Below are 25,477 nucleotides of genomic sequence, written 5' to 3' on the forward strand. Positions count from 1 at the left end.
TAGATCTAAAGTTTAATAATATAATTTATTCCATAGTTTACTGGGCGTGTTTCAACAATTCCACCTAGTTTAGTATTTCCTTTTACAGGGTGAGTATGATTAGGTTCTGTACTAGTAGCATTTTCTCCCCCGTTAATTGAACCCCAGGCTTCATTAGTCCCACCAGTATCAGTAAGAGTATGGAAACTAGTGGTTACACCAGATATATTATCTAATGGTCCTCTAATAATATCATGATTATGTGCTCCAGCACCAGAGGCTATTAAGTCAACTTCATGTAAATGACTTTTAATACCATCTCCTTGTATTGAATTTAAAGCTGGTCCAACATTGTTGGAGTAATTAGTATTATCATTTGTTCCAGTACCTCTTAAAAACATTCCTCTTAAATCTGGTAACCTACTAGTAGGTAATAAATTAGACAACTCCTCAGAACCAGCTATGCTTGTTAAAACTCTACCGTCACAAATTGCCCAACCTTCCGGAGCATCTGTACCTATGTACGGCATTATAGAACCTGTAGGTGCACCATTATTTGCAGCAATGGCATACGGAACATGTTTAAACACTTCATTTGAAATTTCATTAACTTCATCTTTAATTTTCAACCAAAGAATTTTATTTGAAAATTTTGAAAATGCAGCAGCTGGTATATCAATAACATGTGAAAATACGCCAAAAGCATCTGTAGTTATTGTAGCATCTTCGGAATGCACCTCTTGATCTCCACCAGATTTGTAGTAGATAGTAAAAGTGAATTTAATTTGTTTATTTATAAGTGCAGTATTACTTCCATTTCTTGCTATACCTTGTACAGCAATACCAGAAGCAGATGCTGTAGTTTGAGAATATGTTGCAATAGTAGAAAGTAACATTAAAATAGTTAGTAAAAGTAATTTAGATTTCATGGTTAGTAGTTTTAGGTTAGTAGTTTTAGGTTTATAGCAATTGTATTGATATTCTTGTTTATTATTTTTAGTGCTGTATTCTAATCATCTTTAATAACTGCAACGTATTGAGTATTGGTTAAACTTAACAGCTTAGTACAGTCATATTTTAAAAATGTTTCTACAGTTTTTATGGTTTTAGTATTGCTTTTCTGAAATTTTAATTCAATGCATCTCCAAAACCAATTTTTAGGCTTATACAACCCAGACAATACTTTATTTGATATTTTAAAACTCATATTGCAATAATAAACTTCATTCACTTTTACATATTGAAGCGGACGTAACATAGGCAACTCACCTGCTTTAAGTACAACAATAAACTGAGTTTTAATTTCTTTACTTTTTGCTGTTTTTATAATATCGTAAGCAGAAAGTAGTGGTAGTTCTGCTTCAATAACAGCAACTTTTGGTTGGTACTGTATTACATACTCCAATGCCTCTATACCAGAAACGGCCTGACTTTCAATTAAATACCCATTCTTAGTTAATTCAATTGACAAGCCAAGTACATAGTTCTTATTACTATGAGCTATAAATAAGGTATGTGAGTGCTTTCCCTGCATAAGGTGCAAGGTATACAGTTAGGTTATTTTAAAAAATAGGGGTTTTTACGTGTTTATTACGTAGCGCTACGTAGTGGTAACTTGTTAATAAAAACCTGTTTTATGCTAAAAAATGGCTAAAACAAGTTACAAATTTACTATACAAATTTTATTTCTAAAAGCCCAATTGGTTAACGAGTTAGCCTTATGCTCTAAATCTAATTTTGAAATGATATTACTTCTATGTTTTTCTATTGTTCTTACAGAAACACATAATATTTCTGCAATAGTATTTGTTGAAACCTGCTTTGAAATATGTTTTAAAATAACAATTTCTGAAGGTGATAAAAATTGTAAATTTTGAAGTCCATTAGACTCGTTTTCGAAAGTATTTTGTAGGGAATCGCTAAAAAATTCTCCCTTATTAATTACTGCTTTTATACATTTTTCTATTGCTAAAAATGAATCTTCCTTTAATAAATAACCTTTAATTTGAAGTCTTTTTGCTTGCGCTATATAGCTAACTTCTTTATGAAAGGTTTGAATAATAAATTCTGTTTCAACTTTCTTTCCTTTTGCCATTTCTACAACTTCAAAACCGGATAAGAAAGGCATATCTACATCTAAGATTGCTAAATTTGGTTTTAATTTTAAAATTAACTCTAAAGCTTTTAAACCATTTTCTGCTTTACCAACTACATTATAACCATTGTTTGTAAGCTCTTCAAAAAGGCCTTTTAATAACATCGGATGGTCATCTGCAACAACTATTGTTATTTTACTTTTAGTGATCATTTGATTGGTATTACTAATTTTACAGTGGTGCCTTTACCTAAGTTAGAATCAATCGATAATTTAGAGTTTATTATTATAGAACGTTCTAAAATTGTTTTCATTCCTAAACTCTTGCTTTCTACTTTTGCTTTTAAAGGCTCAAAACCTTTTCCATTATCTTTTACTACCATTTTTATGGTGTTAGCATTCTTTTCAATCGTTACAAAAACCGTTGTAGCTTCTGCGTGTTTTACAATATTATTTAATGTTTCTTGTAAAATTCTATAAACATGTAGATTAGACTCTTTATCTAAAGTGCCATCAATACCATTAATATCATTGGTAAAAAACAAATTGGTATGCTTATCTACTTCATTAATTAAAGTGGTAATTGCTGAAGTTATTCCTAGCTGCTCTATTATTGAAGGATGTAAATTTTTAGAAATACTTCTTAATTCTTCCAAAGTACTATTGGCTAAAATGCTTATTTCATCTAAATTATGTAATTTTATTTTTTTGCTTAACAGCATCATTTTTTGACCAACACTATCATGTAATTCTCTTGCCAATCGTATACTCTCATCTTCTTTAATTTGTATTAAATCTTGTGAAAATTTTTGCTGTAATTTTTGTCTTTTAGAAGCTGTATTTCTTGATCGTATTAACAAAATAAAAGCAAATACCCCTATTAAGCCTATTGATGTAAAAATTATCCATTGATTTTTAACTTTATTTTTAGCATTTAATACCTCTATATTTTCTCCTTGTTCTATAATTTTAAAATCTCTTTTATCAGTTTCGTAAAGTGTTTGATAATATATTAGGTTTTTAACTTTTTGGCTACTTTTTATAGAATCATTAAGTGAAAGATGATTTTTTAAATGAATTAAAGAGTTTTTAGAGTCTCCTAACTTTTCATAAATTTCAGCAACTAATTTTTCTAAACGTACAATCTCTGAAGGATCTTTTCGTTTAATTTTCATACTCAATAAATCGTTACCTAGTATTATTGCTTTTTTAAAATCTTTATCTACCAAAGCAATAGTCATTAAAGCTTCTTTATAGAGTTCTTCATTTTTTCCTTTTGTTATTGCTTCAGAATCCTTTTCAGCTTCTTTTAAATATTTTTTAGATAATTGAGTATTGTTATTTTTAGCATACGCAATAGCCAGTGTGCTTAAAATAGCTGGTCCTGAAAGATCCATAGTAGATTTATTATTAAACTCTAATGCTTTCAATAAATTATCAATTCTTTTATTTTGGTTTCCCAACTCACTGTAAACTACTGAAGCATTATAATAAGAATTTGCTAATTGTTCATAATTTTTAGTAATTTCTAAAAGTAATATTGCATCATCTCGAACACTTTTAGCTTCTTTATAAAAACCATTTTTACTATACAATCTAGATAATGAATTTTTAGAGCTTATAATATTAAAAGTATCTTTAACTTTCACGAAGTAATTATAAGCAGTATTATAGTTTTGAGAAGCTTCTACAAACATTCCTAAAGATTCGCGAGTTTCCCCAATATATAAATTCACAAAACCTAAAAGCCTATCTTCTTTCGCTTTTATGGCATATTTTTCAGCTATTTCATAGATTTCAATAGCTTTGTTTTGTTGTTTATTAAAAAAATAACTGTCCGCACCATTTAAATACAACCTCGCTAAAGAATAGCTATTCTTTACTTGTAAATTTTTATCTAAAAACTGAATAAATATAGCTAACCCTTCTTCTGGTTTGTTAACAATAGTATTGTTATAGTAAATTAGATCTGCGGTTCTATTTGCAGCAATACCTACAGAATCTATCTGTAGCGCAAATGCAATTGTTGCTTTTACAATGGAATCGAACTTTAAACTGGGGGTATAGTTAACAGTTCTCACTAAACTATCCATATACTGTAGTTTCTTGCCGTTTTCACTCAACGCTATCTCCGCTTTTAATTTCTCAATTCTATTTAAACGTTTTGAATCTTGAGCAGTTAGTAGCGAACTAAAAAAAAATAGAATCAACAGATATAAATATTTCATATAGGTTTTAGATATGTAACAAATATATTTTTAAATTACTAGAAAGCAGCTTATTAATCAAAAACTATTAAAATAAATAAAATTGAGTAATAATTTATTTTTAATAAAAAACAAAAAATTCATCACAAGTTTTATAAATAGAAAGCATCTTAATAGATAGTCCTTTTAATTAAAAAAGGAATTATCAATCTATATTATTTATGAAATTCAACCAATTAAAAGCAGTTGCTTTAAGCTCAATTTTTATTATTTTAAACGCTTGTAGTGAAGATACAACATCCGATTTAACAACTAGCGACGCAGTAACCATATCTGTAGAAAGCAGTAATTTTATTGCAGCAGGATTAGCAACACCTATAACCATTGAAAGCAGAACATTATCTGATGGTTCTACAGCAGATTGTTATAAAATTGTAGTTACGGGTACACCTACAGATCATGAAATGGGGCCCTGGTGTCCGAGTAATATTTATGATGATGCTACTGCAGGTGGAATTTGGCTTGAAAACGGAGAAGTGTATGATGTAGACGGAGCTTTTGTTAAAAATTTAGCTACTTTTTATAATGATGACACTTGGATGTTATACAATGCTACAACCGGAGAAATTACAAAAACGACTACAGAAACAGAATGTGATGAAGCTGCAAATCCTAATGTAGGTGAAGAATATGAAAACTACTGTGTAGAATGTTTGCCTTCTTATGTAGAAGATTTAGCACACACCTATTACATTCCTGTTACTCCCAAAATCGCTGCAACTCCTTATGTATTTTCAACCGGACTTGGTGGAGGTCCAGGCGGCCCCGGAACAGCTATAAGTACCGTACCTTCTAATAGAGGACTGGCATTTAATGGTGTTGTTTTTGATGCTCCGGCACCAACAGATAATATTTTAAGTGCTTATACTTTAGCTCCTTTTGATGATGCTGGCGGACATATTAATTTAGCTGCAGGGTATCATTATCATGCCGCAACCGGACTTTCAAAAAAAATAACTCAAACAGATAATCATGCAGCAATGATAGGCTATGCTTTAGATGGATATGGTATCTTTGAAAATACGGATGAAGACGGCAATGAAGCTACAGATTTAGATGACTCTAGAGGTCATTATGATGCTGTTAGAGGCTATCATTATCATGTAGACAAAGCAGGAAACAATAATTTTATCAATGGATTAAGAGGTGAATATGCATTATAAAAAAATGATTAAAAACTTTTCTATTTTAATGATATTTCTGTTGATGAGCAATACTCTATTTGCACATCAACCAGATTTATCTAATATCGTAATTTCTAGAACTGATAACGGACAAGTTATATTGCAAGTAAATAGTTCCTTAACGGCCTTTCAGCAGGAAGTCAATTTTGTAAATGGCGAAGGTTTTTATAAATCTCCTGAAGAATTTAGAAACTTAGTTATCGAACATTTCAACAGTCGTTTTTCTATGATTATCAATAATAAAGATACCATACAATTTAAAAACCCGAAGGTATTTTTAGGACATGAGACAAAATTAGTTACAGAAATTATTGGGCTTCCAGAAAACATAAATACCATTCAATTAAAAAACACCTTATTTAAAGATATTTATCACAGTCAATCTATAGTTATCTTTTTATTAGATCAATTTCCAACACAAAAATTCTCTTTAGGTATTGATAATAAATATCAAATAAACATTGCTATTAAAGACGGGAATTGGGAAAATATAATAGCGAAAAAAACGAATTCTAATTTTAAATATGTAGGTTATTTTACATTTTTATTAGTAATTTTAGCAGTGTTTTTTGTTCTTAAAAAAAGAAAAAATCTAAACTAAAAATATAATAACTCTTGCCATAAGAAATCTCATTATAAATATTAAGACTAAAAATATTATGAAAAAATATAATTTAAAACTCTTAACACTAAGTCTATTTCTTGTCGGACTTTCTGCTTGTAAAAGTAATAGTGACAGTAAAAAAACAATTACTCAAGACAAAGTAACGGTAGCTGTTAATAGTGATTATTTTTTATCAGGAGGATTGGCAGACCCCATTACCATTGTAAGCAGAACTTTGTCTGACGGTTCTACGGCAGATTGCTATAAAATTGTGGCAACAAGCACGCCTACAGATCACACAATGGGACCTTGGTGTCCTACTAATATTTCTGATGATGCAAGCGCTGGTGGAATTTGGATGCAAGATGGAAAAGTATATGATGTAGATGGCGAATTTGTAAAAAACTTAGCCACTTTTTATAAAGATGATACTTGGATGCTTTACAATAGCGAAACAGGAGAAATAACAAAAACATCTACAAAAGAAGAATGTGAAGAAGCTGCAAATCCTAATGTTGGAGAAGAATATAAAAACTATTGTGTAGAATGCTTACCCTCTTATGTGTCAGATGTAACTCACACCTATTACATTCCTGTTACTCCTAAAAAGGCAGCAACTCCTTATGCCTTTTCAAGAGGAGAAAGAGGTCCAGGTGGTCCTCCTCCAGGAGGTAAAAGACCCGAAGGAGGCGAAAGACCTCCAATACCAGAAGGAAGACCTGAAAATAGTTCTACAATGCCATCTAGCAGAGGATTGGCTTTTAACGGTGTTATTTTTGATGCTCCAGCGCCAACTGATAATATTTTAAGTGCGTATACTTTAGCTCCGTTTGATGATGCTGGCGGACATATTAATTTAGCGGCCGGATATCATTACCATGCTGCAACAGGTGTTTCTAAAAAAATTACACAATCAGATAATCATGCTGCAATGATTGGTTATGCTTTTGATGGATATGGAATTTATGAAAATACCGATGCAGACGGAAATGAAGCTAAAGATTTAGATGCATCTAGAGGTCATTATGATGATGTTAGAGGATATCATTATCATGTAGATAAAGCAGGTAATAATAATTTTATCAATGGTTTGCGAGGAGAATACGCGCAATAAAAAAATATTTTAAAATCATAATATAAAGCTCAAGTGAATCACTTGAGCTTTATTATTTTATACAAGGTTCCCTCCTATTTTACAGGTTTTCTTTACAAATTATAACAAAAAGGTGTTTCGATTTCCTCTTTTTTTAAGTCAAAAAAAGTATTTTAGCTCTATGTTTTTATAGATGATATCAATGATTAATTTCCTCGTAAAAATCGGATTTAAAACTTATATTATCGACATTCAAAAAAAAGGAAAAAGAAATGAAAGTACTGCACACTGCCGATTGGCATTTGGGACATCGATTGCATGAACAATCTCAATTTGAAGAACAATCACTATTTTTAAGTTGGATTGAAGCTTATATTATTGATCAAAAAATTGATGTACTTTTAATTTCTGGTGATGTTTTTGATACCGGTTCTCCTTCTAATCAGAGTTTAGAAATGTACTATAGTTTCTTAGTAAAACTAAACGGAACTACTTGTAAATCGATAATTATTACTGGCGGAAATCATGATTCTCCAGGAACTTTAAATGCGCCAAAACATATCTTAGGTGCTTTGTCTATAAAAGTAGTGGGTAAAGCAACAGAAGATATTAAAGATGAAGTTTTTGAAATTGAAATAAACAACGAAAAAGTAATTATTGCTGCGGTTCCTTATTTACGTGATGGTGATATTAGACGTGCTGTTGCTGGTGAAACTTTTGATGAATTAACCGATAAATACAAAACTGCTTTAATAAACCATTATGTATCTGCAGCAGAACAATGTAAACTCATAAACACCAATAATGTACCTGTTATTGCCATGGGACATTTGTTTGCCACTGGCGGAACAATTTCTGATAGTGAACAAAATATTTATGTAGGAACTTTAGGACATATTGGTGCCGAAGATTTTCCTACCTATTTTGATTATGTGGCTTTAGGGCATTTACACAGACCTCAAATAATTGGCGGAAACGACAAAGTTCGTTATTCTGGTTCTCCTAATATTTTAAGTTTTAGTGAAATTAATTACGATAAAAAAGTCATTATTTTATCTATAGAAAATAATAAAATTGCTGACATTAAAGATGATATAATTCCGAAATTTAGAGAATTTTACAAGCTTACAGGTAGTTTGCAAGAGTGTATTTCTAAATTTTCTAGTTTGACTTCTAATTCTTATGAATTAACGCCTTGGGTAGAAATTGCTTTAAAGGAAGATCATACGGTAAATACAGACGATTTAAAGTCTGAAGCAGCACAATATCCTTTTGAAATCTTAAAAATAGGGTTGAAAAATCAACGGAAAGTTAAAGGAATTGAAGAGTTGTTAGAGAATACAAAATCCATTAAAGAATTATTGCCCACAGAAGTTTTTAAATTAAAATGTGAAGAAATGGACTATGATTTAGAAAAAAGACCCGAAGTTTGGGATGCTTTTAATGAAATATTACAATCCGTTAAAAAACAATAAGGCAGCTTCTCTATGAAAATTTTAAAGATAGAATTACAAAATATAAATTCCTTAAAATCGGACACTCCTATTGTTATCGATTTTGAAAACGAACAATTTAGAGATGTTGGTTTGTATGCAATTACTGGTTCTACAGGGGCAGGAAAAACCACTATTTTAGATGCCATCACTATTGCTTTGTATCACAACGTTCCCCGATTTAGCGGATCAAAAGGTACTTTGTTAGATGTTGTAAGTCATGGTGCACATGATGCTTTTAGTAGAATCACTTTTAAAAACGACACCACCGTTTATGAGGCATTTTGGGGAATTCGTTTGACTTCCTCTAATGGTAAAGCACTTAAAAACCCTCTAGAAGAGGTTCGGTTAAAAAACCTTAATACAGGTGTTTCATTAGCAGAACAAAAAAGAAATGTAATTGATGAAGTAATAAGAGTTACTCAATTAGATTACAATCAGTTTTTACGATCTGTAATGTTGGCGCAAGGTGAGTTCGCTTCTTTTTTAACAGCAAAAGGTCCTGAAAAAGGAAAACTATTAGAACAAATTACGGGTGAACAGATTTATAAAAAAATTGGACAAGGAATTTTAGACAGAAAATCTGAGGAAGAAAAAAAACTAAGAGAAATTGAAGCCAAAATTAATGCAGATGACATTTTAAATGAAGAGGCTAAAGCAAATTTAATTGCTGAAGATAAAACACTAGATGCTGATATTAAACTTACAGAAACAGCTATAAAATCTTCTCAAAAAATGGTGGATTGGTATGTTAGTTTTGTGAAATTAACAAAAGAAGGTGAAGAGCATGAAGAGAAATCTAAAAGTGTTCAATCTTTTGTAGAGAAACACAAAGTAGCATTAGATCAATTGGCTTTACATGAAAAAGCATTGCCTTTTAAAGAGTTAATAACAGATTTGAATAGAACAGCAAAAGAAACTGTTTTAAAAGAAAATCAACTTAAAGAAATTGAAAAAACACTAACAGAATTAAAACCTCAAATACTTCTTTTAGAAAAACAAACCAAAGCAGACACTAAAAATGTAGAAGTCTCAGAAAAAGATTTTGCGGAATGGTTGCCAAAGTTTGATACCATTACAAATTTAGACGCTGCTTTAAAAAACGAATTAACCGTAAAAGAAAAAGCTTCTGAAAACTTAGTTAAACTTGAGTTAGAAATCAAAAAGGCTACCGAAGACAAGAGTAAATTAGTCAACAGTTTTAATGAGACTACAAATCAAATTAAAGTAAAAGAAAGCTTTATAAAACAAAATGAATTTTTAAGATCAGTTGCCTTAGAAATAACAGATTGGAGAACCGATTTATCAACTTTAAAAACACATAAAGAAACGATTGTAAAAAGTGCTTTATTAGTTGATAACAAGAAAATAGAAATTAAAAAAACAACTGAAAGTTTAAAACAAAACAAAGGTATTCTTAAAGAGAAATCAGCTGCTATAAAAGTTATTGAAGAAAAAATCACATCTCTAAACAAAGACTTAGAGAAGAATTCATTAAGTGATTTATTAGCGTTAAAAGAAACATACAATCAGTCTGAAAATAACTGGAAACAGTTTAAAGTTTTTGCAGAACAACATCAAAAAATTACAAAAGATAAAACTGATTTAGAAAGAGATGAGAAAAAATACATTACCGATTTAAAAGAAATTACTGATAAAATAGTCGCTTTACAAAAAGTGCTTGACAATCAGGAAAAATTAGTTAATGATGCGACTAAAATTTTAGATTTAGAACGAAGTGTTGTCAAATATAAAGAGGATAGAAATCGTTTGATAAAAGGAGAACCTTGTAGTTTATGTGGTTCTAAAGAACATCCGTATACAGCACATTTACCAACAATAAATGTATCGGAATCTGAAATAGAATTGACCAAAAGAAAAGACGATTTAAAAAAATTAAACGAAGAAAAATCGCTTTTTGATACTAAAAAAACAGCAATACAAACTCGTATAGAAAATTTTCAAGATCAAATTAAAGGGAAATCAACCGAATTATCTTCAATAAAATCGAAGGTAAATGAGTTATCAATTGTTTGTGAATTAACTGATTTTGATAAAATTGAATCTGAATTACTTTCCCTTAAAAATAAGTTAGCTGAAATAAACGTTAGTTTAAAAAACGCTCAACAATTACAGGTAGATAAAGACCAATTCTCTAAAGAGATTCAAAAACAAAATGAAGCAATCAATCAATTAAAAACAACAATTGCTACCTTAGAAGAAAAAAATAAAAATGCAAAAGAAGTAATTCTTCAAGAAGAAAAATCGATTCTAGAATTAAATACAATTAGCAGAAACTTAGAGAATAGCTTAACAATAAAACTCTCTAAATATAAATATCAACTTCCTATTCTTTCGGAAATCAATCTATTTTTAAAAGAAATAGATGAAAATATTGCTCTTTTTAATAAAGCAGAAAGAAGTTTAGACGAATTAAAATCTGAAAGTAAGGTTCTAAATACAAAAATAGAAAACCTTAAAGTGCTGTTAGAAAATCATACTAAAAACAGAGTGATTTTTACTGAAACAATTAAAGATTCAACTTCAAAACAGCAGAAATTAACAACCCAAAGAATTGCAATTTTACCAATTGAGACTTCGGTAGAAAATAAAAGAAATCAACTACAAAAAGCAAAAAATATTTTTGTGGAAAAAGCGAAGCTAAGTAGTGAATCATTGCAAAATTTAGGTAATACAAAAACAAAACAAGAAACTTTACAGGTAAATAATACAACAGATTTAAAAGGCTTGTCAATTAAAAAATCTGACTTTACAACAACCCTCAATGCTAAATTAAAAGGCAGTGATTTTACATCAAAAGAAAACATTGAAACAGCATTATTAAACGAAGAAATAGCTCATAAATACAAAGATAACAGAGAACGCATTAAAGAGAATCAGCTTAAAATAAAAACCTTAAAAGAAGATCATGCTAAAGATTTAAAACAATTGTATGAAGCTAAAAATTTTGAAACTTCCGAATCTGAAAGCAAACAAATTTTAGCCGATTTAAAGACTAAAAAAGATGCGTTGCTAACAGCTAAAGGTAAAATTGTAGAAGCTTTTAGAAAAGACAAAGAAATAAAAGATAGAAACCAAGAAACCTATAAAAAAATAGACGCTCAAGATAAAATTTGTAAAGTTTGGAAAGAACTTTTTAAAATTATCGGAAACTCTAAAGATGCATTTAATGTCTATGTGCAGCGTTTAACGCTAAAACATTTGTTAGATCTTGCCAATGTGCATTTATATCAATTAAACAAGCGTTATTCTTTAAAAATGGAAGATTCTTACAAACCCAAAGAAGAGCTTAATTTTAATTTGATAGACCATTATCAAACAGATCAAGCGAGATTAGTAGATACTTCTAGTGGTGGAGAAAAGTTTATTATTAGTTTGGCTTTGGCTTTAGGATTGTCTGATTTAGCAAGTAAAAATGTAAAAATAGATTCCCTTTTTATTGATGAAGGATTCGGAACTTTAGATAGCAATACTTTAGAAACTGTTATTTCTACCTTAGAAACGCTGCAATCTCAAGGTAAAATGATCGGAATTATCTCGCACGTAGAAAATTTAAAAGAACGTATTCCGACTCAAATTCAGATTACAAAGAAAAGCAATGGTGTTAGTAAAGTTAATATTATTTAGAAAAACAGATTCATTTATATGATAAGATTCCTCGTCGTAAACTCACTCGGAATGACAAATTTATAGCGGAAGATAATCACTAGTTAAAAGTGAGCGATAACAAACAAATAAAAACAAAGAAAGGCTGTCTAAAAAGGAAGTTTTTTGTCAATCTGAATTTATTTCAGATTCTTATGAAAATTCAACATCAATAAGTTGAGATACTGAAACAAGTTCAGTATGACAAGGTTTAACACTCATGCGCTAGTGCTCGTTTTTAACGAGTACCCAACCAATTTGATTCCTAAATGATCAATCGTTAAAACGAGCGATACCGTAAAGGGTAGTAAGGTTGATATTATTTAGGTAAAAAAAGATTCCTCGTCGTAAACTCACTCGGAATGACAAAATATCTATAAAAAAAAGCTCAAGTTGAATACTTGAGCTTTTTTTATAAGATTAATTCATTTTCTGTAATCGCAGATTGAACTTATTACAATCTATTTAATAAATCTACTTTCTTATTCTCAAATTCTTCAACAGAAAGAATTCCTTTGTCTTTTAAACCTGCTAATTTTTCAATTTTACCAAAAATATCTTCTTCAAAAGCACTATTATTATTGTTGTAGTTATTATTGTTAACAGGCTGCATTGGAGCTTCTATAATAGGTGCAACTGGCGTTTCTATAACATTATTTTGTATTTCATTATTTTGAATAGGCGCTGGTGCTTGCTTATTTCCTCCAGAAATAATAGGTAAAGTATTTAAATCTACATTCCCATACTGACTTGTAAAAGAAACCGAATAATTACCACTTTGTTGCTGTCCTACTCCACCAATATTATGATCTAACATATCAAAAATAGTTACGTTACCATTTTCTTGAATTGCCAAACGATGTATGTTATTAAAAATAGCATAACTTGTATTATTTTGGCTTCCTGTAGAATTAGGAAAACCTAAATCTCCCCACCAATCACTAGAATAACCTCCTTGTGGATTCTTAACTTTTGGCAACGGTTTGTACTGTATTGCTCCTTGGTGAATTAAGTTAGATAAATCTACACAAAGTCCGTCTACCAAATATTTAAGGTTATTATTAAACATATCACCAACCATAGTCATACCACCTTGCATCCACTGTCCTCCACCACCTAACTCAGCGATATTAAACTGTGCCATTGTACCATTGCTATTCATCAAACAAAATGTTAAATCAGTAACAGTATTTGTACTTACTCCGTATTTATTAGCTACGTTTACTATATTTTGAAAACTAGCTTCTGTGAATGTTGCATTCATAACTTAGATATATTTCTTAATTCTGTTACACAAATTTGTCTAACAATTTTTCGACAAAGGTAAACTATAGTAATAGCAATAATGCTTTTTAAAATATAATTTTTACTAATTTTAAAATTCTATTTATTTAATTTTAAACACGTTAGAGTTCTAACTTTATACTCGTGAATTTAACTAAAATGTATGGTAAAATCTTACGTTCTTAGAAAATAAAGTATGTTTTCGATAAAACTACATACAAAATATACATCTTCTAATTTAAAGTTTATGATTTCTTACTACATCACAAAATATTATTTTTTTACTTTTGATAATAATTTAAAAATAGTTTATGAAAAATAAAGTTTTAGTACTATTAATCCTCGGAACAATTTCTTTTACCTCAACAATTTCAGCACAAGAAACAACTACTAATTTGTTAGAAAATGCACAAACAAAGGCCAAAAAAGAAAATAAAGCTATTTTTATAAAATTTGAAGCTTCTTGGTGTGGGTGGTGCCGTAAAATGACAAAAGACATGAAAGCTGAAAGCACAAAAGCATTTTTTGAAGATAATTATGTAATTGTACCTGTTGTAGTAAATGAATCTAAAGGAAAAGAAAAATTAGAAAATCCGGGTTCTAGAGAATTATTAAAAAAATATAAAGGAGATGAAGCAGGCTTACCGTTTTGGTTAATCTTAGATTCAAATTTAAACGTACTTGCAGATTCTTTTGATGCTAATGGAGACAATCTAGGAGGACCAGCAAGTAAGGAAGAAGTAAACCAATTTATAAGTAAAATAAAAAAAACGGCAAAAAAGGTTTCAGAAAAGGATGTGAAAAATATAAAAAATCAATTTATTAAATAAAAGCATCTTTTAAAAAACGATACTAAAAAAAGCTCTAGACATAAATCTTGAGCTTTTTTAGTAAAATATCTTTTTTATGATTGCATTGGGATTTCTGGTAATTTATTTTTAAAACTTGGTGCATTATCTCTGTAAGAAACAAGTTTCTTTTTAGAAACAAGCACTATTAAATCTTCACTTAATGTAAATAAACAAGCTGTTCTAAAAGTTTCTAAAAGTAATTTTTCTAATTCTACAGTAAGTGTTTCAAAAGAAAATTGTTTAAATTCATTCTCTTCTGCAAAACGATATTTCATTTCAAAAATATCTTTACCATCCACTTTAAATAAACGTGCATAGACATTTAATAAACCTTCACTTTTTCGCATGGGTTTACTTAAGGTCAGTTTTACAAACTCATCTTTTGTTAAACTTTCTTGTAATGTTTCAAAAAAAACTTTAAAATCGCTCATGCTACAAAAGTATAAATAAGAAATTATTAATTGTATAATTACTTGCTAAAACATAGCGCTAACATGTTATATAATTCGGGGTGTTTTCTCTGAAACAACTTTGGTCTTTCAAAAAAATATTCTCCAGCAACGGCTAAAAATTCAATTTCAGACGTTCCTCCATAACTTCTAATATCAGAGTCATTATTATTAATCGCCTCCATCTCTTTATGCATTAGTTGTAACCAAGGTATAATGTACTGCTTGTTTAACAAAACTGACGGAATACCATCTACCACTCCATCTGCCTTGTCTAAAAGATGAATAAATTCATGAATAGCTGTATTGCCTTTATCGGTTTTGTTGCTAAAACCAAGGTGTAACGCTTTTCTAGATAAAATCATTTGCTTCTCGAATCTTCCCGTGCCAACCAAACCACCAATAGTTCTTCCTTCTATTTGAGAATCAAATTGCAAATCATCATCAAAATAATCTGGATAAATTAATACGGTAGATAAGTTGGTATACTTCCAATTTGGAAATCTAAAAACAGGAATTACAGCACTCGCAGTAATCAACAAAGTATCTAATTCTTCTAACTCAAAATGAATGGCTTCAATATTAGTTTCCTTTAAAAAGGAAGCCATTTTAGTACGAAACACTTCTTGTTCACCAACATTTAATTTTTCATAAAATAGAATATGTTTTAATAATAATGGATGCCAATGCTCTGGAACAACAAGTTCTTCTAAAGAAACTGTACTCTTTTTTCGCTTAGACTTTATGCTTACAATAAAAACGATAAGAAGTATCGCAATGGCAATTATATATAACATTTTATTTTTTTAAAGTATGGAAAACTACGAAAAATTAAAAGATTTAGTACTTATTTTTTTGCTACTTTATTTTTCTGATTTTAATTTAAAAGCAACTAAATTCCATAAAAAAAAAGCTCAAGTTTAAAACTTGAGCTTTTTAAATTTATAAAGATCCATTCTATATCAGAATGAAAAAAAATATTATCCTTTAAAAACAATTTTACGCATACGTAAGCTTTCTGGAGTTACTTCTAAGTACTCATCTGCTTTAATGTATTCCATGTTTTCCTCTAAAGAAAAATCTACTTTAGGTGCAATTTTCATAGCTTCATCTGTACCAGATTTACGCATGTTTGTTAATTGCTTACCTTTAATTAAGTTAACAGCCATTTCATCAGACTTACTGTTCTCTCCAATTACTTGACCAACATAGATTTCTTGGTTTACATCAATAAAGAAAACTCCTCTATCTTGTAAACGGTTTAATGCATATGCAGTTGCTTTACCAGCAGCAGAAGAAACAATTGCTCCTTTTACTTCTTCAGTAAAGTCTCCTTTATAAGGACCATATTCACTAAATCTGTGGTTAATGATAGCAGTACCACCAGTTGCAGTTAAAATTTTGTTTCTTAAACCAATTAATCCTCTAGAAGGAATAGAAAACTCTAAGTGTTGTAAATCTCCTTTTGGTTCCATAACTAACATATCTCCTTTTCTAAGAGATACTAAGTTAATTGCTTTAGAAGCCATGTCTTCTGGTACATCAATAGACAATGTTTCCATTGGCTCATGTTTCTTACCATCAATCATTTTAATAATCACTTGTGGTCTTCCCACTTGTAATTCATATCCTTCTCTACGCATTGTTTCAATTAAAACAGATAAGTGTAAAACTCCACGTCCAAAAACGTTAAACTTATCTTCACTATCAGTAGTTTCAACTTTTAATGCTAAGTTTTTTTCTAATTCTTTAAACAGACGATCTCTAATGTGACGAGATGTTACAAATTTACCTTCTTTACCAAAGAAAGGAGAGTTGTTAATTGTAAACAACATACTCATTGTAGGTTGGTCAATTTCTGTTCTAGGTAATGCTTCTGGGTTTTCTAAATCTGCAATTGTATCACCAATTTCAAATCCATCAATACCAGTAATAGCACAAATATCTCCACAAGGTACTTTTTCTACTTGAACTTTACCCATTCCTTCGAATACGTGTAATTCTTTAATTCTTACTTTTTTAGTAGTACCATCAGCTTTACATAAACTGTATTCTTTACCTACTTCTAAGTCTCCTCTAAAAACACGTCCAATAGCAATTCTTCCTGTAAATTTAGAAAAATCTAAAGAAGTAATTTGCATTTGTGCTGTACCTTCATTGTATTTAGTTGCTGGGATAGATTCTAAAACAGCATCTAATAAAGGAACGATATCAGTAGTTTGGTTTTGCCAATCTGTAGACATCCAGTTGTTCTTTGCAGAACCATAAATTGTAGTAAAGTCTAATTGCTCTTCTGTAGCTTCTAAAGCAAACATTAAATCAAAAACTTTTTCATGAACGATGTCAGGAGTACAGTTTTCTTTATCAACTTTATTTACAACTACAATAGGAGTTAATCCTAATGCTAAGGCTTTTCCTAATACAAAACGAGTTTGTGGCATTGGCCCTTCAAATGCATCAACTAATAATAAAACACCATCAGCCATTTTTAATACACGCTCTACTTCTCCACCAAAATCGGCGTGACCAGGAGTATCAATTACGTTAATTTTTGTGTTTTTATATTGAACAGATACGTTTTTAGAAAGAATAGTAATTCCTCTTTCACGTTCTAAATCATTATTATCTAACAATAAATCTGTACGTTCTTTACGATCATCTAAGATTTTAGCTTGATCTATAATTTTATCTACTAACGTTGTCTTACCGTGATCGACATGGGCTATAATAGCGATATTTCTAATTGGCTGCATTTATTTATTCTAATTTTGCTGCAAAAGTAATCTTTTTTGATTAAAAATTGTATTCTATATAAAAAACTTTAACTATCTTATCCTTAAAAAGGTATCTCAGGATAAAAAATAATTAAATACAACCTCCTTTTAAGTTTAAAATTTTAGTCTTTAAATTCGATTTTAGCAAAACCTCAATTGCTTTTCCACTTCTTACTCCAGACTTACAATACACTACTAATTCTTTATGTATACACACCTCATCTAAACGGTTTTTCAGGTCACCCAAAGGAATATGTTGTCCGCCAATATGATATTCTTCTCTCTCATAATTTTCTCGAACATCTAATAAATTATATTTCTCTTTATTTTTATTGAGTTCTTCTAAAGTAATTTCTTCTTTGGATAGAATTCCACAGAAAAAATCATAATCATTTTCTAAAACAGTAATTTCTAAAGTAGTGTCTTTTTCAAAATTTAAGATTGTTTGATTCATTTGTAAAGAATCATAAATCAATAATTTATTGAAAAGCACCGCTCCTATTCCACAAATAATTTTAATCGTTTCATTGGCTTGTAAACTTCCTATAATTCCGGGTAACACACCTAAAACGCCAATTTCTGAACAATTTGGAGATTCATCTGGTTTTGGTGGCGTTGGATACAAACATCGATACGTTCCGCTTCCTTGATAGTTAAAAACACTCACCTGACCTTCAAACTTAAATATAGATCCGTAAACCAAAGGTTTGTTCGTAATTACAGACGCATCATTCACTAAATAACGCGTCGAAAAATTATCGCTTCCATCTACAATAATATCATAATTATTGAATAATGAAAGGGCATTTTCTTGGGTTAATTTTTCATTATAAACATCAAAATTCACAAACGGATTTAACCTTGTCAATCGTTCTGCTGCAGTTTTAGATTTAGACAAACCAATATCATCCATTGTATATAAAATCTGACGTTGCAAATTACTTTGATCTACCACATCGTCATCAATAACACCAATCGTTCCAACTCCTGCAGCGGTTAAATATTGTAAAACAGGGCAACCTAATCCGCCAGCTCCAATAACCAAAACTTTGGCTTGTTTCAATTTTAACTGCCCTTCTTCTCCTATTTTATCTAAAATTAAATGACGGTTGTATTGTTTTTTTTCTTCTGATGTTAGCATGATAAATCTAATTTAAAGCATTAATTTCATAATTGATTAATTGATAATTGATCACTGATAAATGATTACTTAAAATGTTCCCAATCTTTCCAAACCACTTCTAAATCTTGATTTTTTAGCATTTGTACCACCTCAGCAGTACTTCTTTCATCAGAAATTTCAAACTGTTCTAAAGATTGTGGTGCTACCGAATACCCTCCAGGATTTGTTTTAGATTCTGCACTAATAGAAGTAATTCCTAAATTGACAATATGATTTCTAAAAATTTCACTTTCTCTGGTAGACATTGATAATTCTATGTCTTCGTCAAACAAACGAAATGCACAAATAAGTTGTACCAAGTCCGAATCTGTCATTTCTACTTTTGGCTCTAATCCGCCAGAATGTGGGCGTAATCTTGGAAAAGAGATCGAGTATTTTGTCTTCCAATACGTTTTCTGTAAATATTTTAAATGCAAAGCGGTAAAAAAACTATCAGCACGCCAATCTTCTAATCCGAATAAAGCACCCAAACCAATTTTATGAATTCCTGCTTTTCCTAATCGATCTGGCGTATCTAATCGATAATCGAAATTAGATTTTTTCCCCTTCGGATGATGTTTCTTGTACTCGTCTCTATGATATGTTTCTTGATACACCAACACCGCATACAATCCGTTTTCTACCAATAATTCATATTCATCTTGATCTAAAGGCTGCACTTCAATCGTAATATTCGAAAACTGAGAACGGATTAATTGAATGGCATTCTTAATATATGCTACCCCTACCGTTTTATTTGCTTCTCCTGTTACCAACAAAATATGATCGTAGCCTTTGGCTTTTAAAAAAGCGACTTCCTTTAAAATTTCTGCATCGGTTAACGTCCGTCTTGGTATTTTATTCGTCATGCTAAATCCACAATAAGTACAAATATTCTGACATTCGTTACTCAAATACATGGGCACGTACATTTGCATCGTATTTCCAAAACGCTTCTTAGTCAATAACTGACTTTTATGCGCCATTTCTTCTAAAAATGGTTTTGCAGCAGGAGAAATTAAGGCTTTAAAATCTTCTAAATCTAGCTTATCTTTTACCAACGCTTGTTCTACCTCAACAGCTGTTTTATCGAAAATACTTTTTAGGCTAAAATCCCAATTATAAGTATCGAAAAGTTCTTTAAAATGACTCATATTCTAACTTAAAAAACTCGTTAACGGACTACTTGCAATGGCCATTTCGCTTCTCGGAGCTAACTTTGCTTCGTATGCCATTCTACCTGCTTCCACTGCCATTTTAAATGCTTTTGCCATCGCAACTGGGGTTTGAGAAACTGCAATCGCTGTATTTACCAAAACAGCATCTGCGCCTAATTCCATCGCATACGCTGCGTGAGACGGCGCTCCAATACCCGCATCTACAATTACCGGCACGTTAGATTGCTCAATAATAATTTCCAAAAAATCTACCGTTTTTAAACCTTTGTTACTTCCTATTGGTGCTCCTAATGGCATTACACATTGCACGCCAACCTCTTCTAAACGCTTACACAAAACTGGGTCTGCATGAATATATGGCATCACTACAAAACCTAATTTCACTAATTCTTCTGCCGCTTTTAAAGTTTCTATTGGGTCTGGTAATAAATATCTTGGATCTGGATGAATTTCTAATTTTACCCAATTGGTTTCTAAAGCTTCTCTAGATAATTCGGCCGCAAAAACAGCTTCTTTGGCTGTTCTTACTCCAGAAGTATTTGGCAATAAATTAATATGATTATGATTCAAATGCGATAAAATATCATCTTCCTCATTCGCAACATCTACTCTTTTTAAAGCCACTGTTATCAACTCACTTTCGGAGGCCAATAAAGCTTCTTTCATTAAGTGAGATGAACTAAACTTCCCTGTTCCTGTAAATAAACGAGAGGTAAATTCTTTGTCTGCTATTTTTAATTTTTGACTCATTTTATGTTTTTTTTGATTTGACATCACGTCGAGCAAAGTTTAAACCCAGTTCATTTTATAAAATTCCTAACCTATAAACCTTGCTCTAGTTGATATCTCTCTTTCTCAATTTAAAATTTCTTGAAATTCAGCAATACTGCTAACTTCTTTTGTTATTTCTCCAGAAACTGCGATTCCGTAAATTCCTGTGTTTATTATTTCAGGAACATCTTTTAATGTAATTCCGCCTATTGCAATAATTAGAGTTTCGGTTTGTAGTTCTTCTAATATTTTTCTGTAGCCTAAAACACCTAAAACCGGACTTAAATTCTTTTTTGTTTCTGTAAACTGGTAAGGTCCCAAACCAATATAATCTACTTTTTTGTCAAGTAAACTGTTACAATCTTCAGCTGTATTTGCAGTTCCTCCAATTATAAAAGAAACTCCTAAATACGCACGAACCACTAACGGACATTCATCATTCTTTCCTAAATGTACTCCGTCTGCTTTTACAGATTTCGCAATTTTGTAGTGATCGTTTATAATAAGTTTAGCTTTAAAACTATTTGTTATTTCTCTTGCTTTATTAGCGGTTTCTAAAATAATTTCAGCATCAAAATTTTTTAAACGTAATTGCACCCATTCTGCTCCTGCTACACATGCTTTTTGTATGTTTTCTAAATGTTGTTCTGGCGTTTTTCCTTGTGATATATATTGTAATTTACTTATCATTCGTTTTGATAATTATGCGTTCCTAATAAAGATTCATTAGAAATTAAAAACTGTTCTGTATACAATTTTGTATTTCTACAAGCGTCTTCTAAAGGAATCTCTTTTACTAAATTTGCCGCTAAAGCGGATGATAAAACACAACCACTTCCGTGTTTTTCATAAATGGGTTTTGTGGTGATTGGCGGAATATTCAGTTTTACAATTTTACTGTAATACACTTCGTCCCAACCTTTTTTATCCGTTCTATGTCCGCCTTTTAAGTAGATATTTGTTCTTTCTGCGATAAACTCAATGGTTTGTTCTATACTTTTATCTGGAAATAATGCTTTTATTTCATCATAATTTGGCGTGATAAAATCACAATTTTCTAATACTTTTTCAAAAGTCTCTAAATCTTGTATGCTGTGGAATTTAAAACCCGCACTTGCTTTTAAAATAGGATCCAACACTATTTTTATATTCGGATTTAACTTTTTCAAAGTCAGAATAACTTCTAACAACGTTTTCCAAGATTTAATGATTCCGATTTTTACAACAGGAATTGAAAAGCGTTTAAATAGTTGTTGTACTTGACTTAATATTACTTTTTTCTTGATCCAAACACAATCTGTAAATTCAATATCATTCTGAACCGTAACAGCAGTACACACAGATAATCCGTATAGATTATGTGCTTCAAATGTCTTCATATCTGATGTAATTCCCGCTCCACTCGACGGATCTAAACCTGCTATTGTTAGTATGTAGTTTTTTTGATTCAAATTTTTATTTCGCTTTAGTTCTTAAATAATTTCGTTTATTGCAAACATGTTCTCGATACATTTTTATTCCGTTACCACTTCATAAAAACACTCGAACTGACAGGAGTTTTCTTTATAATTCTTGACTACCTTCGAACAGACAAACAGAAATCATTAGTTTGCTGTACATACTTGATAAGCACGTTTTATATTGATAAAACTCTCAACCGGGTTTTCGGCATTTCAAACGCCACCTAAAACACCAATTCCTTTAAAACCTAATTCTATAGTTTGCGCTATGGTTTCTGTATTAATTCCGCCCATTCCAATAATGGTTTTATTGATATGATTTACATCAAAACCTTTGCCTTCATATCCTTCTTTAGAAATAGAAGAAAAAACAGGACTCAATAAATGATAATCGAATTCGAAATAACAATCTTTTAAAACTTTCGGTTCATGAAAAGAAGAACTAATTGTTTTACCATATAAGTTTAGATTTTTAAAATATTCACTTGGATCATCGATATGATCTATTCTTTTTTGTTCCTGAAAATGGATTCCTTTTAAATTGAACTCGTTTATCAATTCATGATGATAATGCACTACAATTCTATTGTGAAACTCTTTATCTATCTGGTTTAAATAAGCAACGTGTTCTTCGTAATTTTTATCTGGTTTTCTAAAATGATAAAACATTAAACCTTCTTCAAATAATTGATTTAGGATTTCTATTTCGTTTGGAATATCTTTTTCTGGTGCTATAAGAATTATCATAATACTATGTTTTTTTGAGTTAGGGATTGCAGTGGCATCCTTTTGCTGTCAGTTCGAGTGAATTTATGCAGTGTAACGGAATAAATTTGTATCGAGAACTAGCAAAAGATATAACGGAAAGCCCGCCAACGCTTTTTTTAGCGTGGGAACTTCCCAATTATTTTACAAATACACTTCCGACCCTTTTTCTTTAAATTCTTTCGATTTTTCTTCGAAACCTTTTGCAATTACCTCGTTATTTACAATGTCGTTTTCGGCTGCAAAGTCTCTCACTTCCTGAGAAATTTTCATAGAACAAAATTTCGGTCCGCACATAGAACAGAAATGAGCAACCTTTGCACCATCGGCAGGCAAGGTTTCATCATGATATTCTAGTGCACGCTCAGGATCTAATCCTAAATTAAATTGATCATTCCAACGGAACTCAAAACGCGCCATACTCAACGCATTATCTCGGTGCTGAGAACCTGGATGCCCTTTTGCTAAATCGGCAGCATGGGCAGCCAATTTATAAGTTACTACACCAACACGAACGTCTTCTTTATTAGGCAAACCTAAGTGCTCTTTTGGCGTTACGTAACATAACATGGCGCAACCAAACCAACCAATCATAGCGGCTCCAATTCCGGATGTAATATGATCGTAACCTGGTGCAATATCTGTAGTTAAAGGCCCTAAAGTATAAAAAGGAGCCTCGTCGCAAACATCAATTTGCTTCTCCATATTTTCTTTAATCATGTGCATTGGCACGTGACCTGGTCCTTCTATAAAACACTGAACTTCGTGCTTACGAGCAATCTGAGTTAATTCGCCCAAAGTTTCTAACTCAGCAAACTGAGCTTCGTCATTGGCATCTGCCACAGAACCCGGACGTAAACCGTCTCCTAAAGAAAAAGCAACATCGTATTGTTTTAAAATCTCACAAATATCTTCGAAATGTGTGTACAAAAAGCTCTCTTTATGATGCGCTAAACACCATTTTGCCATAATTGAACCACCACGAGACACAATACCAGTAACACGTTTTGCAGTCATTGGCACATAACGTAACAAAACACCTGCGTGAATGGTAAAATAATCTACACCTTGCTCTGCTTGTTCTATTAAAGTATCTTTAAAAATCTCCCACGTTAAATCTTCTGCAACTCCGTTTACTTTTTCTAAAGCTTGGTAAATTGGCACCGTACCAATTGGCACAGGAGAATTACGAACAATCCATTCTCTGGTTTCGTGAATATTTTCTCCGGTAGATAAATCCATAATATTATCTGCTCCCCAGCGACACGCCCAAACTGCTTTTTCTACCTCTTCTTCTATCGAAGATGTTACAGCAGAATTACCAATGTTTGCGTTAATTTTTACTAAGAAGTTCCTCCCTAAAATCATAGGTTCTGCTTCTGGATGATTGATATTTGATGGAATTACAGCACGTCCTCTTGCTACTTCGCTACGTACAAATTCTGGTGTAATTTTATCTGGAATAGAAGCGCCAAAGTGCTCGCCTTTGTGCTGCTTTCTAATCTCTGTCATTTCATCGATTCGTTGGTTTTCTCGAATTGCGATGTATTCCATTTCTGGCGTAATCATACCTTGTTTTGCGTAATGCAATTGGGTTACGTTTTGTCCTTTTTTTGCTCTTAAAGGCTTTTTTAACAAGGCAAAACGCATATGGTCTAAACTTTTATCGTTTAAACGCTCGTTGCAATAATCCGAAGAAAAACTGTCTAATTGCTCTACGTTCCTTCTATCTAAAACCCATTGTTCACGAATTCTATCTATCCCAGCATGAATATTAATTTCTTTGTTTGGATCTGTATATGGCCCAGAAGTATCATAGACAGTTACAGGTTCGTTTGGCGTTTTCTTTTTCGTCATAGAATCTGTCGTATCACTCAATGCAATCTCTCGCATAGCAACTTTTATCTGTGGATGGATTTTACCTGCTACGTATACTTTTGTAGAATTAGGAAACGGATGTCTTGTAATTCCGTCTTGTTTTGGTGCGGTGTCTTTGCTCTTCATAAATTTTAGTTAGATCAATTAAATAGTTTGTTTTTTAATAGTCTAATTACTAACCTCCTTGGGTGGATTTAATAATTAAAACTTCATCACTATTTTGAAGTAACCGCAAAGACCAATCGCTTTTTTTAACGACGCTGCCATTTATAGCAACAGCAATTCCGTTCGTTTTTATTTCTAAAAGACGAATTAATTCTGTAACCGCTAAATTTTCTGAAAATTGATGATTTTCTTGGTTTACTTTTATAGTAATCATATTTTATAAATATTTACTGTAAACCAAAGAGAGCTAGTTATGGATAACTAAATCTAAGCAACTTTTTCCTACGTTGGTATTAACCAAATCAGGTTCTAAGGATTTTTCTCAAACTAATTTAATAGCTACTCCTAAAGTTTACTCT

General features: G+C 31.1%; 22 protein-coding genes and 1 riboswitch. Of the genes, 6 read left to right on the forward strand and 16 right to left on the reverse strand.

Going from position 1 to position 25,477, the window contains the following annotated elements; genetic code table 11:
- Positions 1–5: 5 nt before the first annotated feature.
- The 4 genes from GQS57_RS13020 to GQS57_RS13035 all read right to left on the reverse strand — a co-directional run bounded on the left by GQS57_RS13020 (position 6) and on the right by GQS57_RS13035 (position 4,167).
- Positions 6–908 (reverse strand): tail fiber protein, encoded by a 903-nt coding sequence (locus GQS57_RS13020; protein ID WP_165733294.1) that lies wholly within the window; start codon positions 906–908, stop codon positions 6–8.
- Positions 909–988: 80 nt separating this feature from the next.
- Positions 989–1,513, reverse strand: a complete 525-nt coding sequence (locus tag GQS57_RS13025) for a hypothetical protein (RefSeq protein WP_165733295.1) — start codon at positions 1,511–1,513, stop codon at positions 989–991.
- Between the two features lie 126 nt (positions 1,514–1,639).
- The gene (locus GQS57_RS13030) at positions 1,640–2,287 is read right to left on the reverse strand and encodes a response regulator transcription factor (RefSeq protein WP_165733296.1); all 648 of its coding nucleotides are present in this window, start codon (positions 2,285–2,287) and stop codon (positions 1,640–1,642) included.
- Positions 2,284–4,167 (reverse strand): sensor histidine kinase, encoded by a 1,884-nt coding sequence (locus GQS57_RS13035; RefSeq protein WP_165733297.1) that lies wholly within the window; start codon positions 4,165–4,167, stop codon positions 2,284–2,286. The genes GQS57_RS13030 and GQS57_RS13035 overlap by 4 nt, the downstream gene beginning before the upstream one ends.
- Before the next feature lie 335 nt (positions 4,168–4,502).
- On the opposite strand from GQS57_RS13035, the gene GQS57_RS13040 reads away from it, so the two are divergent.
- The 5 genes from GQS57_RS13040 to GQS57_RS13060 all read left to right on the forward strand — a co-directional run bounded on the left by GQS57_RS13040 (position 4,503) and on the right by GQS57_RS13060 (position 12,363).
- Positions 4,503–5,504 (forward strand): YHYH protein, encoded by a 1,002-nt coding sequence (locus GQS57_RS13040; RefSeq protein WP_165733298.1) that lies wholly within the window; start codon positions 4,503–4,505, stop codon positions 5,502–5,504.
- Positions 5,505–5,508: 4 nt separating this feature from the next.
- Positions 5,509–6,126, forward strand: a complete 618-nt coding sequence (locus tag GQS57_RS13045; RefSeq protein ID WP_165733299.1) for a hypothetical protein — start codon at positions 5,509–5,511, stop codon at positions 6,124–6,126.
- A gap of 58 nt (positions 6,127–6,184) precedes the next feature.
- Positions 6,185–7,243 (forward strand): YHYH protein, encoded by a 1,059-nt coding sequence (locus GQS57_RS13050; protein ID WP_165733300.1) that lies wholly within the window; start codon positions 6,185–6,187, stop codon positions 7,241–7,243.
- A 251-nt stretch (positions 7,244–7,494) separates the two neighbouring features.
- On the forward strand, positions 7,495–8,697 hold the full coding sequence (locus GQS57_RS13055; protein WP_165733301.1) for an exonuclease SbcCD subunit D C-terminal domain-containing protein: 1,203 nt from the start codon (positions 7,495–7,497) through the stop codon (positions 8,695–8,697).
- 12 nt (positions 8,698–8,709) lie between these two features.
- Positions 8,710–12,363 (forward strand): AAA family ATPase, encoded by a 3,654-nt coding sequence (locus GQS57_RS13060; RefSeq protein ID WP_165733302.1) that lies wholly within the window; start codon positions 8,710–8,712, stop codon positions 12,361–12,363.
- Positions 12,364–12,835: 472 nt separating this feature from the next.
- Here GQS57_RS13060 and GQS57_RS13065 read toward each other — a convergent pair whose 3' ends face one another.
- Positions 12,836–13,645: an SHOCT domain-containing protein gene (locus GQS57_RS13065; RefSeq protein WP_165733303.1), complete on the reverse strand. Its 810-nt coding sequence runs from the start codon at positions 13,643–13,645 to the stop codon at positions 12,836–12,838.
- 331 nt (positions 13,646–13,976) lie between these two features.
- Here GQS57_RS13065 and GQS57_RS13070 point away from each other — a divergent pair, with 331 nt between their 5' ends.
- A complete protein-coding gene (locus GQS57_RS13070) occupies positions 13,977–14,495 on the forward strand; it encodes a thioredoxin family protein (protein ID WP_165733304.1) in 519 nt (172 codons plus the stop codon).
- A gap of 74 nt (positions 14,496–14,569) precedes the next feature.
- On the opposite strand, the gene GQS57_RS13075 is transcribed toward GQS57_RS13070, so the two are convergent.
- From GQS57_RS13075 to thiS, 11 genes are all read right to left on the reverse strand, one after another.
- Positions 14,570–14,947: a hypothetical protein gene (locus GQS57_RS13075; RefSeq protein WP_165733305.1), complete on the reverse strand. Its 378-nt coding sequence runs from the start codon at positions 14,945–14,947 to the stop codon at positions 14,570–14,572.
- A 38-nt stretch (positions 14,948–14,985) separates the two neighbouring features.
- Entirely contained in the window at positions 14,986–15,762 is a 777-nt protein-coding gene (locus tag GQS57_RS13080) for a zinc-dependent peptidase (protein ID WP_165733306.1), read from the reverse strand.
- Between the two features lie 183 nt (positions 15,763–15,945).
- Entirely contained in the window at positions 15,946–17,718 is a 1,773-nt protein-coding gene (gene typA / locus GQS57_RS13085) for a translational GTPase TypA (protein WP_165733307.1), read from the reverse strand.
- Positions 17,719–17,830: 112 nt separating this feature from the next.
- The gene (gene moeB / locus GQS57_RS13090) at positions 17,831–18,883 is read right to left on the reverse strand and encodes a molybdopterin-synthase adenylyltransferase MoeB (protein WP_165733508.1); all 1,053 of its coding nucleotides are present in this window, start codon (positions 18,881–18,883) and stop codon (positions 17,831–17,833) included.
- Between the two features lie 62 nt (positions 18,884–18,945).
- Positions 18,946–20,055: a 2-iminoacetate synthase ThiH gene (gene thiH, locus GQS57_RS13095; protein ID WP_165733308.1), complete on the reverse strand. Its 1,110-nt coding sequence runs from the start codon at positions 20,053–20,055 to the stop codon at positions 18,946–18,948.
- 3 nt (positions 20,056–20,058) lie between these two features.
- Positions 20,059–20,829 carry a thiazole synthase gene (locus tag GQS57_RS13100; RefSeq protein ID WP_165733309.1) on the reverse strand — a complete coding sequence of 257 codons (771 nt, stop codon included), beginning with the start codon at positions 20,827–20,829 and terminating at the stop codon, positions 20,059–20,061.
- A 105-nt stretch (positions 20,830–20,934) separates the two neighbouring features.
- Positions 20,935–21,540: a thiamine phosphate synthase gene (thiE, locus tag GQS57_RS13105; protein WP_165733310.1), complete on the reverse strand. Its 606-nt coding sequence runs from the start codon at positions 21,538–21,540 to the stop codon at positions 20,935–20,937.
- Positions 21,537–22,301 (reverse strand): hydroxymethylpyrimidine/phosphomethylpyrimidine kinase, encoded by a 765-nt coding sequence (locus tag GQS57_RS13110; RefSeq protein WP_165733311.1) that lies wholly within the window; start codon positions 22,299–22,301, stop codon positions 21,537–21,539. The genes thiE and GQS57_RS13110 overlap by 4 nt, the downstream gene beginning before the upstream one ends.
- Positions 22,302–22,523: 222 nt before the next feature.
- Positions 22,524–23,057 carry a thiamine phosphate synthase gene (locus GQS57_RS13115; protein WP_165733312.1) on the reverse strand — a complete coding sequence of 178 codons (534 nt, stop codon included), beginning with the start codon at positions 23,055–23,057 and terminating at the stop codon, positions 22,524–22,526.
- 162 nt (positions 23,058–23,219) lie between these two features.
- Entirely contained in the window at positions 23,220–25,079 is a 1,860-nt protein-coding gene (thiC, locus tag GQS57_RS13120) for a phosphomethylpyrimidine synthase ThiC (RefSeq protein ID WP_165733313.1), read from the reverse strand.
- A gap of 49 nt (positions 25,080–25,128) precedes the next feature.
- Positions 25,129–25,332, reverse strand: a complete 204-nt coding sequence (gene thiS / locus GQS57_RS13125; protein WP_165733314.1) for a sulfur carrier protein ThiS — start codon at positions 25,330–25,332, stop codon at positions 25,129–25,131.
- 48 nt (positions 25,333–25,380) lie between these two features.
- Positions 25,381–25,475: riboswitch (TPP riboswitch) on the reverse strand.
- Positions 25,476–25,477 lie beyond the last annotated feature (2 nt).

Source organism: Polaribacter sp. 20A6, assembly GCF_011378915.1.
Lineage (GTDB): Bacteria > Bacteroidota > Bacteroidia > Flavobacteriales > Flavobacteriaceae > Polaribacter > Polaribacter sejongensis.

Coding starts and splice junctions, on each gene's coding strand:
- GQS57_RS13020 (WP_165733294.1), bottom strand. CDS start 908: ATGAAATCTAAATTACTTTTACTAACTATTTTAATGTTACTTTCTACT.
- GQS57_RS13025 (WP_165733295.1), bottom strand. CDS start 1,513: ATGCAGGGAAAGCACTCACATACCTTATTTATAGCTCATAGTAATAAG.
- GQS57_RS13030 (WP_165733296.1), bottom strand. CDS start 2,287: ATGATCACTAAAAGTAAAATAACAATAGTTGTTGCAGATGACCATCCG.
- GQS57_RS13035 (WP_165733297.1), bottom strand. CDS start 4,167: ATGGATAGTTTAGTGAGAACTGTTAACTATACCCCCAGTTTAAAGTTC.
- GQS57_RS13040 (WP_165733298.1), top strand. CDS start 4,503: ATGAAATTCAACCAATTAAAAGCAGTTGCTTTAAGCTCAATTTTTATT.
- GQS57_RS13045 (WP_165733299.1), top strand. CDS start 5,509: ATGATTAAAAACTTTTCTATTTTAATGATATTTCTGTTGATGAGCAAT.
- GQS57_RS13050 (WP_165733300.1), top strand. CDS start 6,185: ATGAAAAAATATAATTTAAAACTCTTAACACTAAGTCTATTTCTTGTC.
- GQS57_RS13055 (WP_165733301.1), top strand. CDS start 7,495: ATGAAAGTACTGCACACTGCCGATTGGCATTTGGGACATCGATTGCAT.
- GQS57_RS13060 (WP_165733302.1), top strand. CDS start 8,710: ATGAAAATTTTAAAGATAGAATTACAAAATATAAATTCCTTAAAATCG.
- GQS57_RS13065 (WP_165733303.1), bottom strand. CDS start 13,645: ATGAATGCAACATTCACAGAAGCTAGTTTTCAAAATATAGTAAACGTA.
- GQS57_RS13070 (WP_165733304.1), top strand. CDS start 13,977: ATGAAAAATAAAGTTTTAGTACTATTAATCCTCGGAACAATTTCTTTT.
- GQS57_RS13075 (WP_165733305.1), bottom strand. CDS start 14,947: ATGAGCGATTTTAAAGTTTTTTTTGAAACATTACAAGAAAGTTTAACA.
- GQS57_RS13080 (WP_165733306.1), bottom strand. CDS start 15,762: ATGTTATATATAATTGCCATTGCGATACTTCTTATCGTTTTTATTGTA.
- typA (WP_165733307.1), bottom strand. CDS start 17,718: ATGCAGCCAATTAGAAATATCGCTATTATAGCCCATGTCGATCACGGT.
- thiH (WP_165733308.1), bottom strand. CDS start 20,055: ATGAGTCATTTTAAAGAACTTTTCGATACTTATAATTGGGATTTTAGC.
- GQS57_RS13100 (WP_165733309.1), bottom strand. CDS start 20,829: ATGAGTCAAAAATTAAAAATAGCAGACAAAGAATTTACCTCTCGTTTA.
- thiE (WP_165733310.1), bottom strand. CDS start 21,540: ATGATAAGTAAATTACAATATATATCACAAGGAAAAACGCCAGAACAA.
- GQS57_RS13115 (WP_165733312.1), bottom strand. CDS start 23,057: ATGATAATTCTTATAGCACCAGAAAAAGATATTCCAAACGAAATAGAA.
- thiC (WP_165733313.1), bottom strand. CDS start 25,079: ATGAAGAGCAAAGACACCGCACCAAAACAAGACGGAATTACAAGACAT.
- thiS (WP_165733314.1), bottom strand. CDS start 25,332: ATGATTACTATAAAAGTAAACCAAGAAAATCATCAATTTTCAGAAAAT.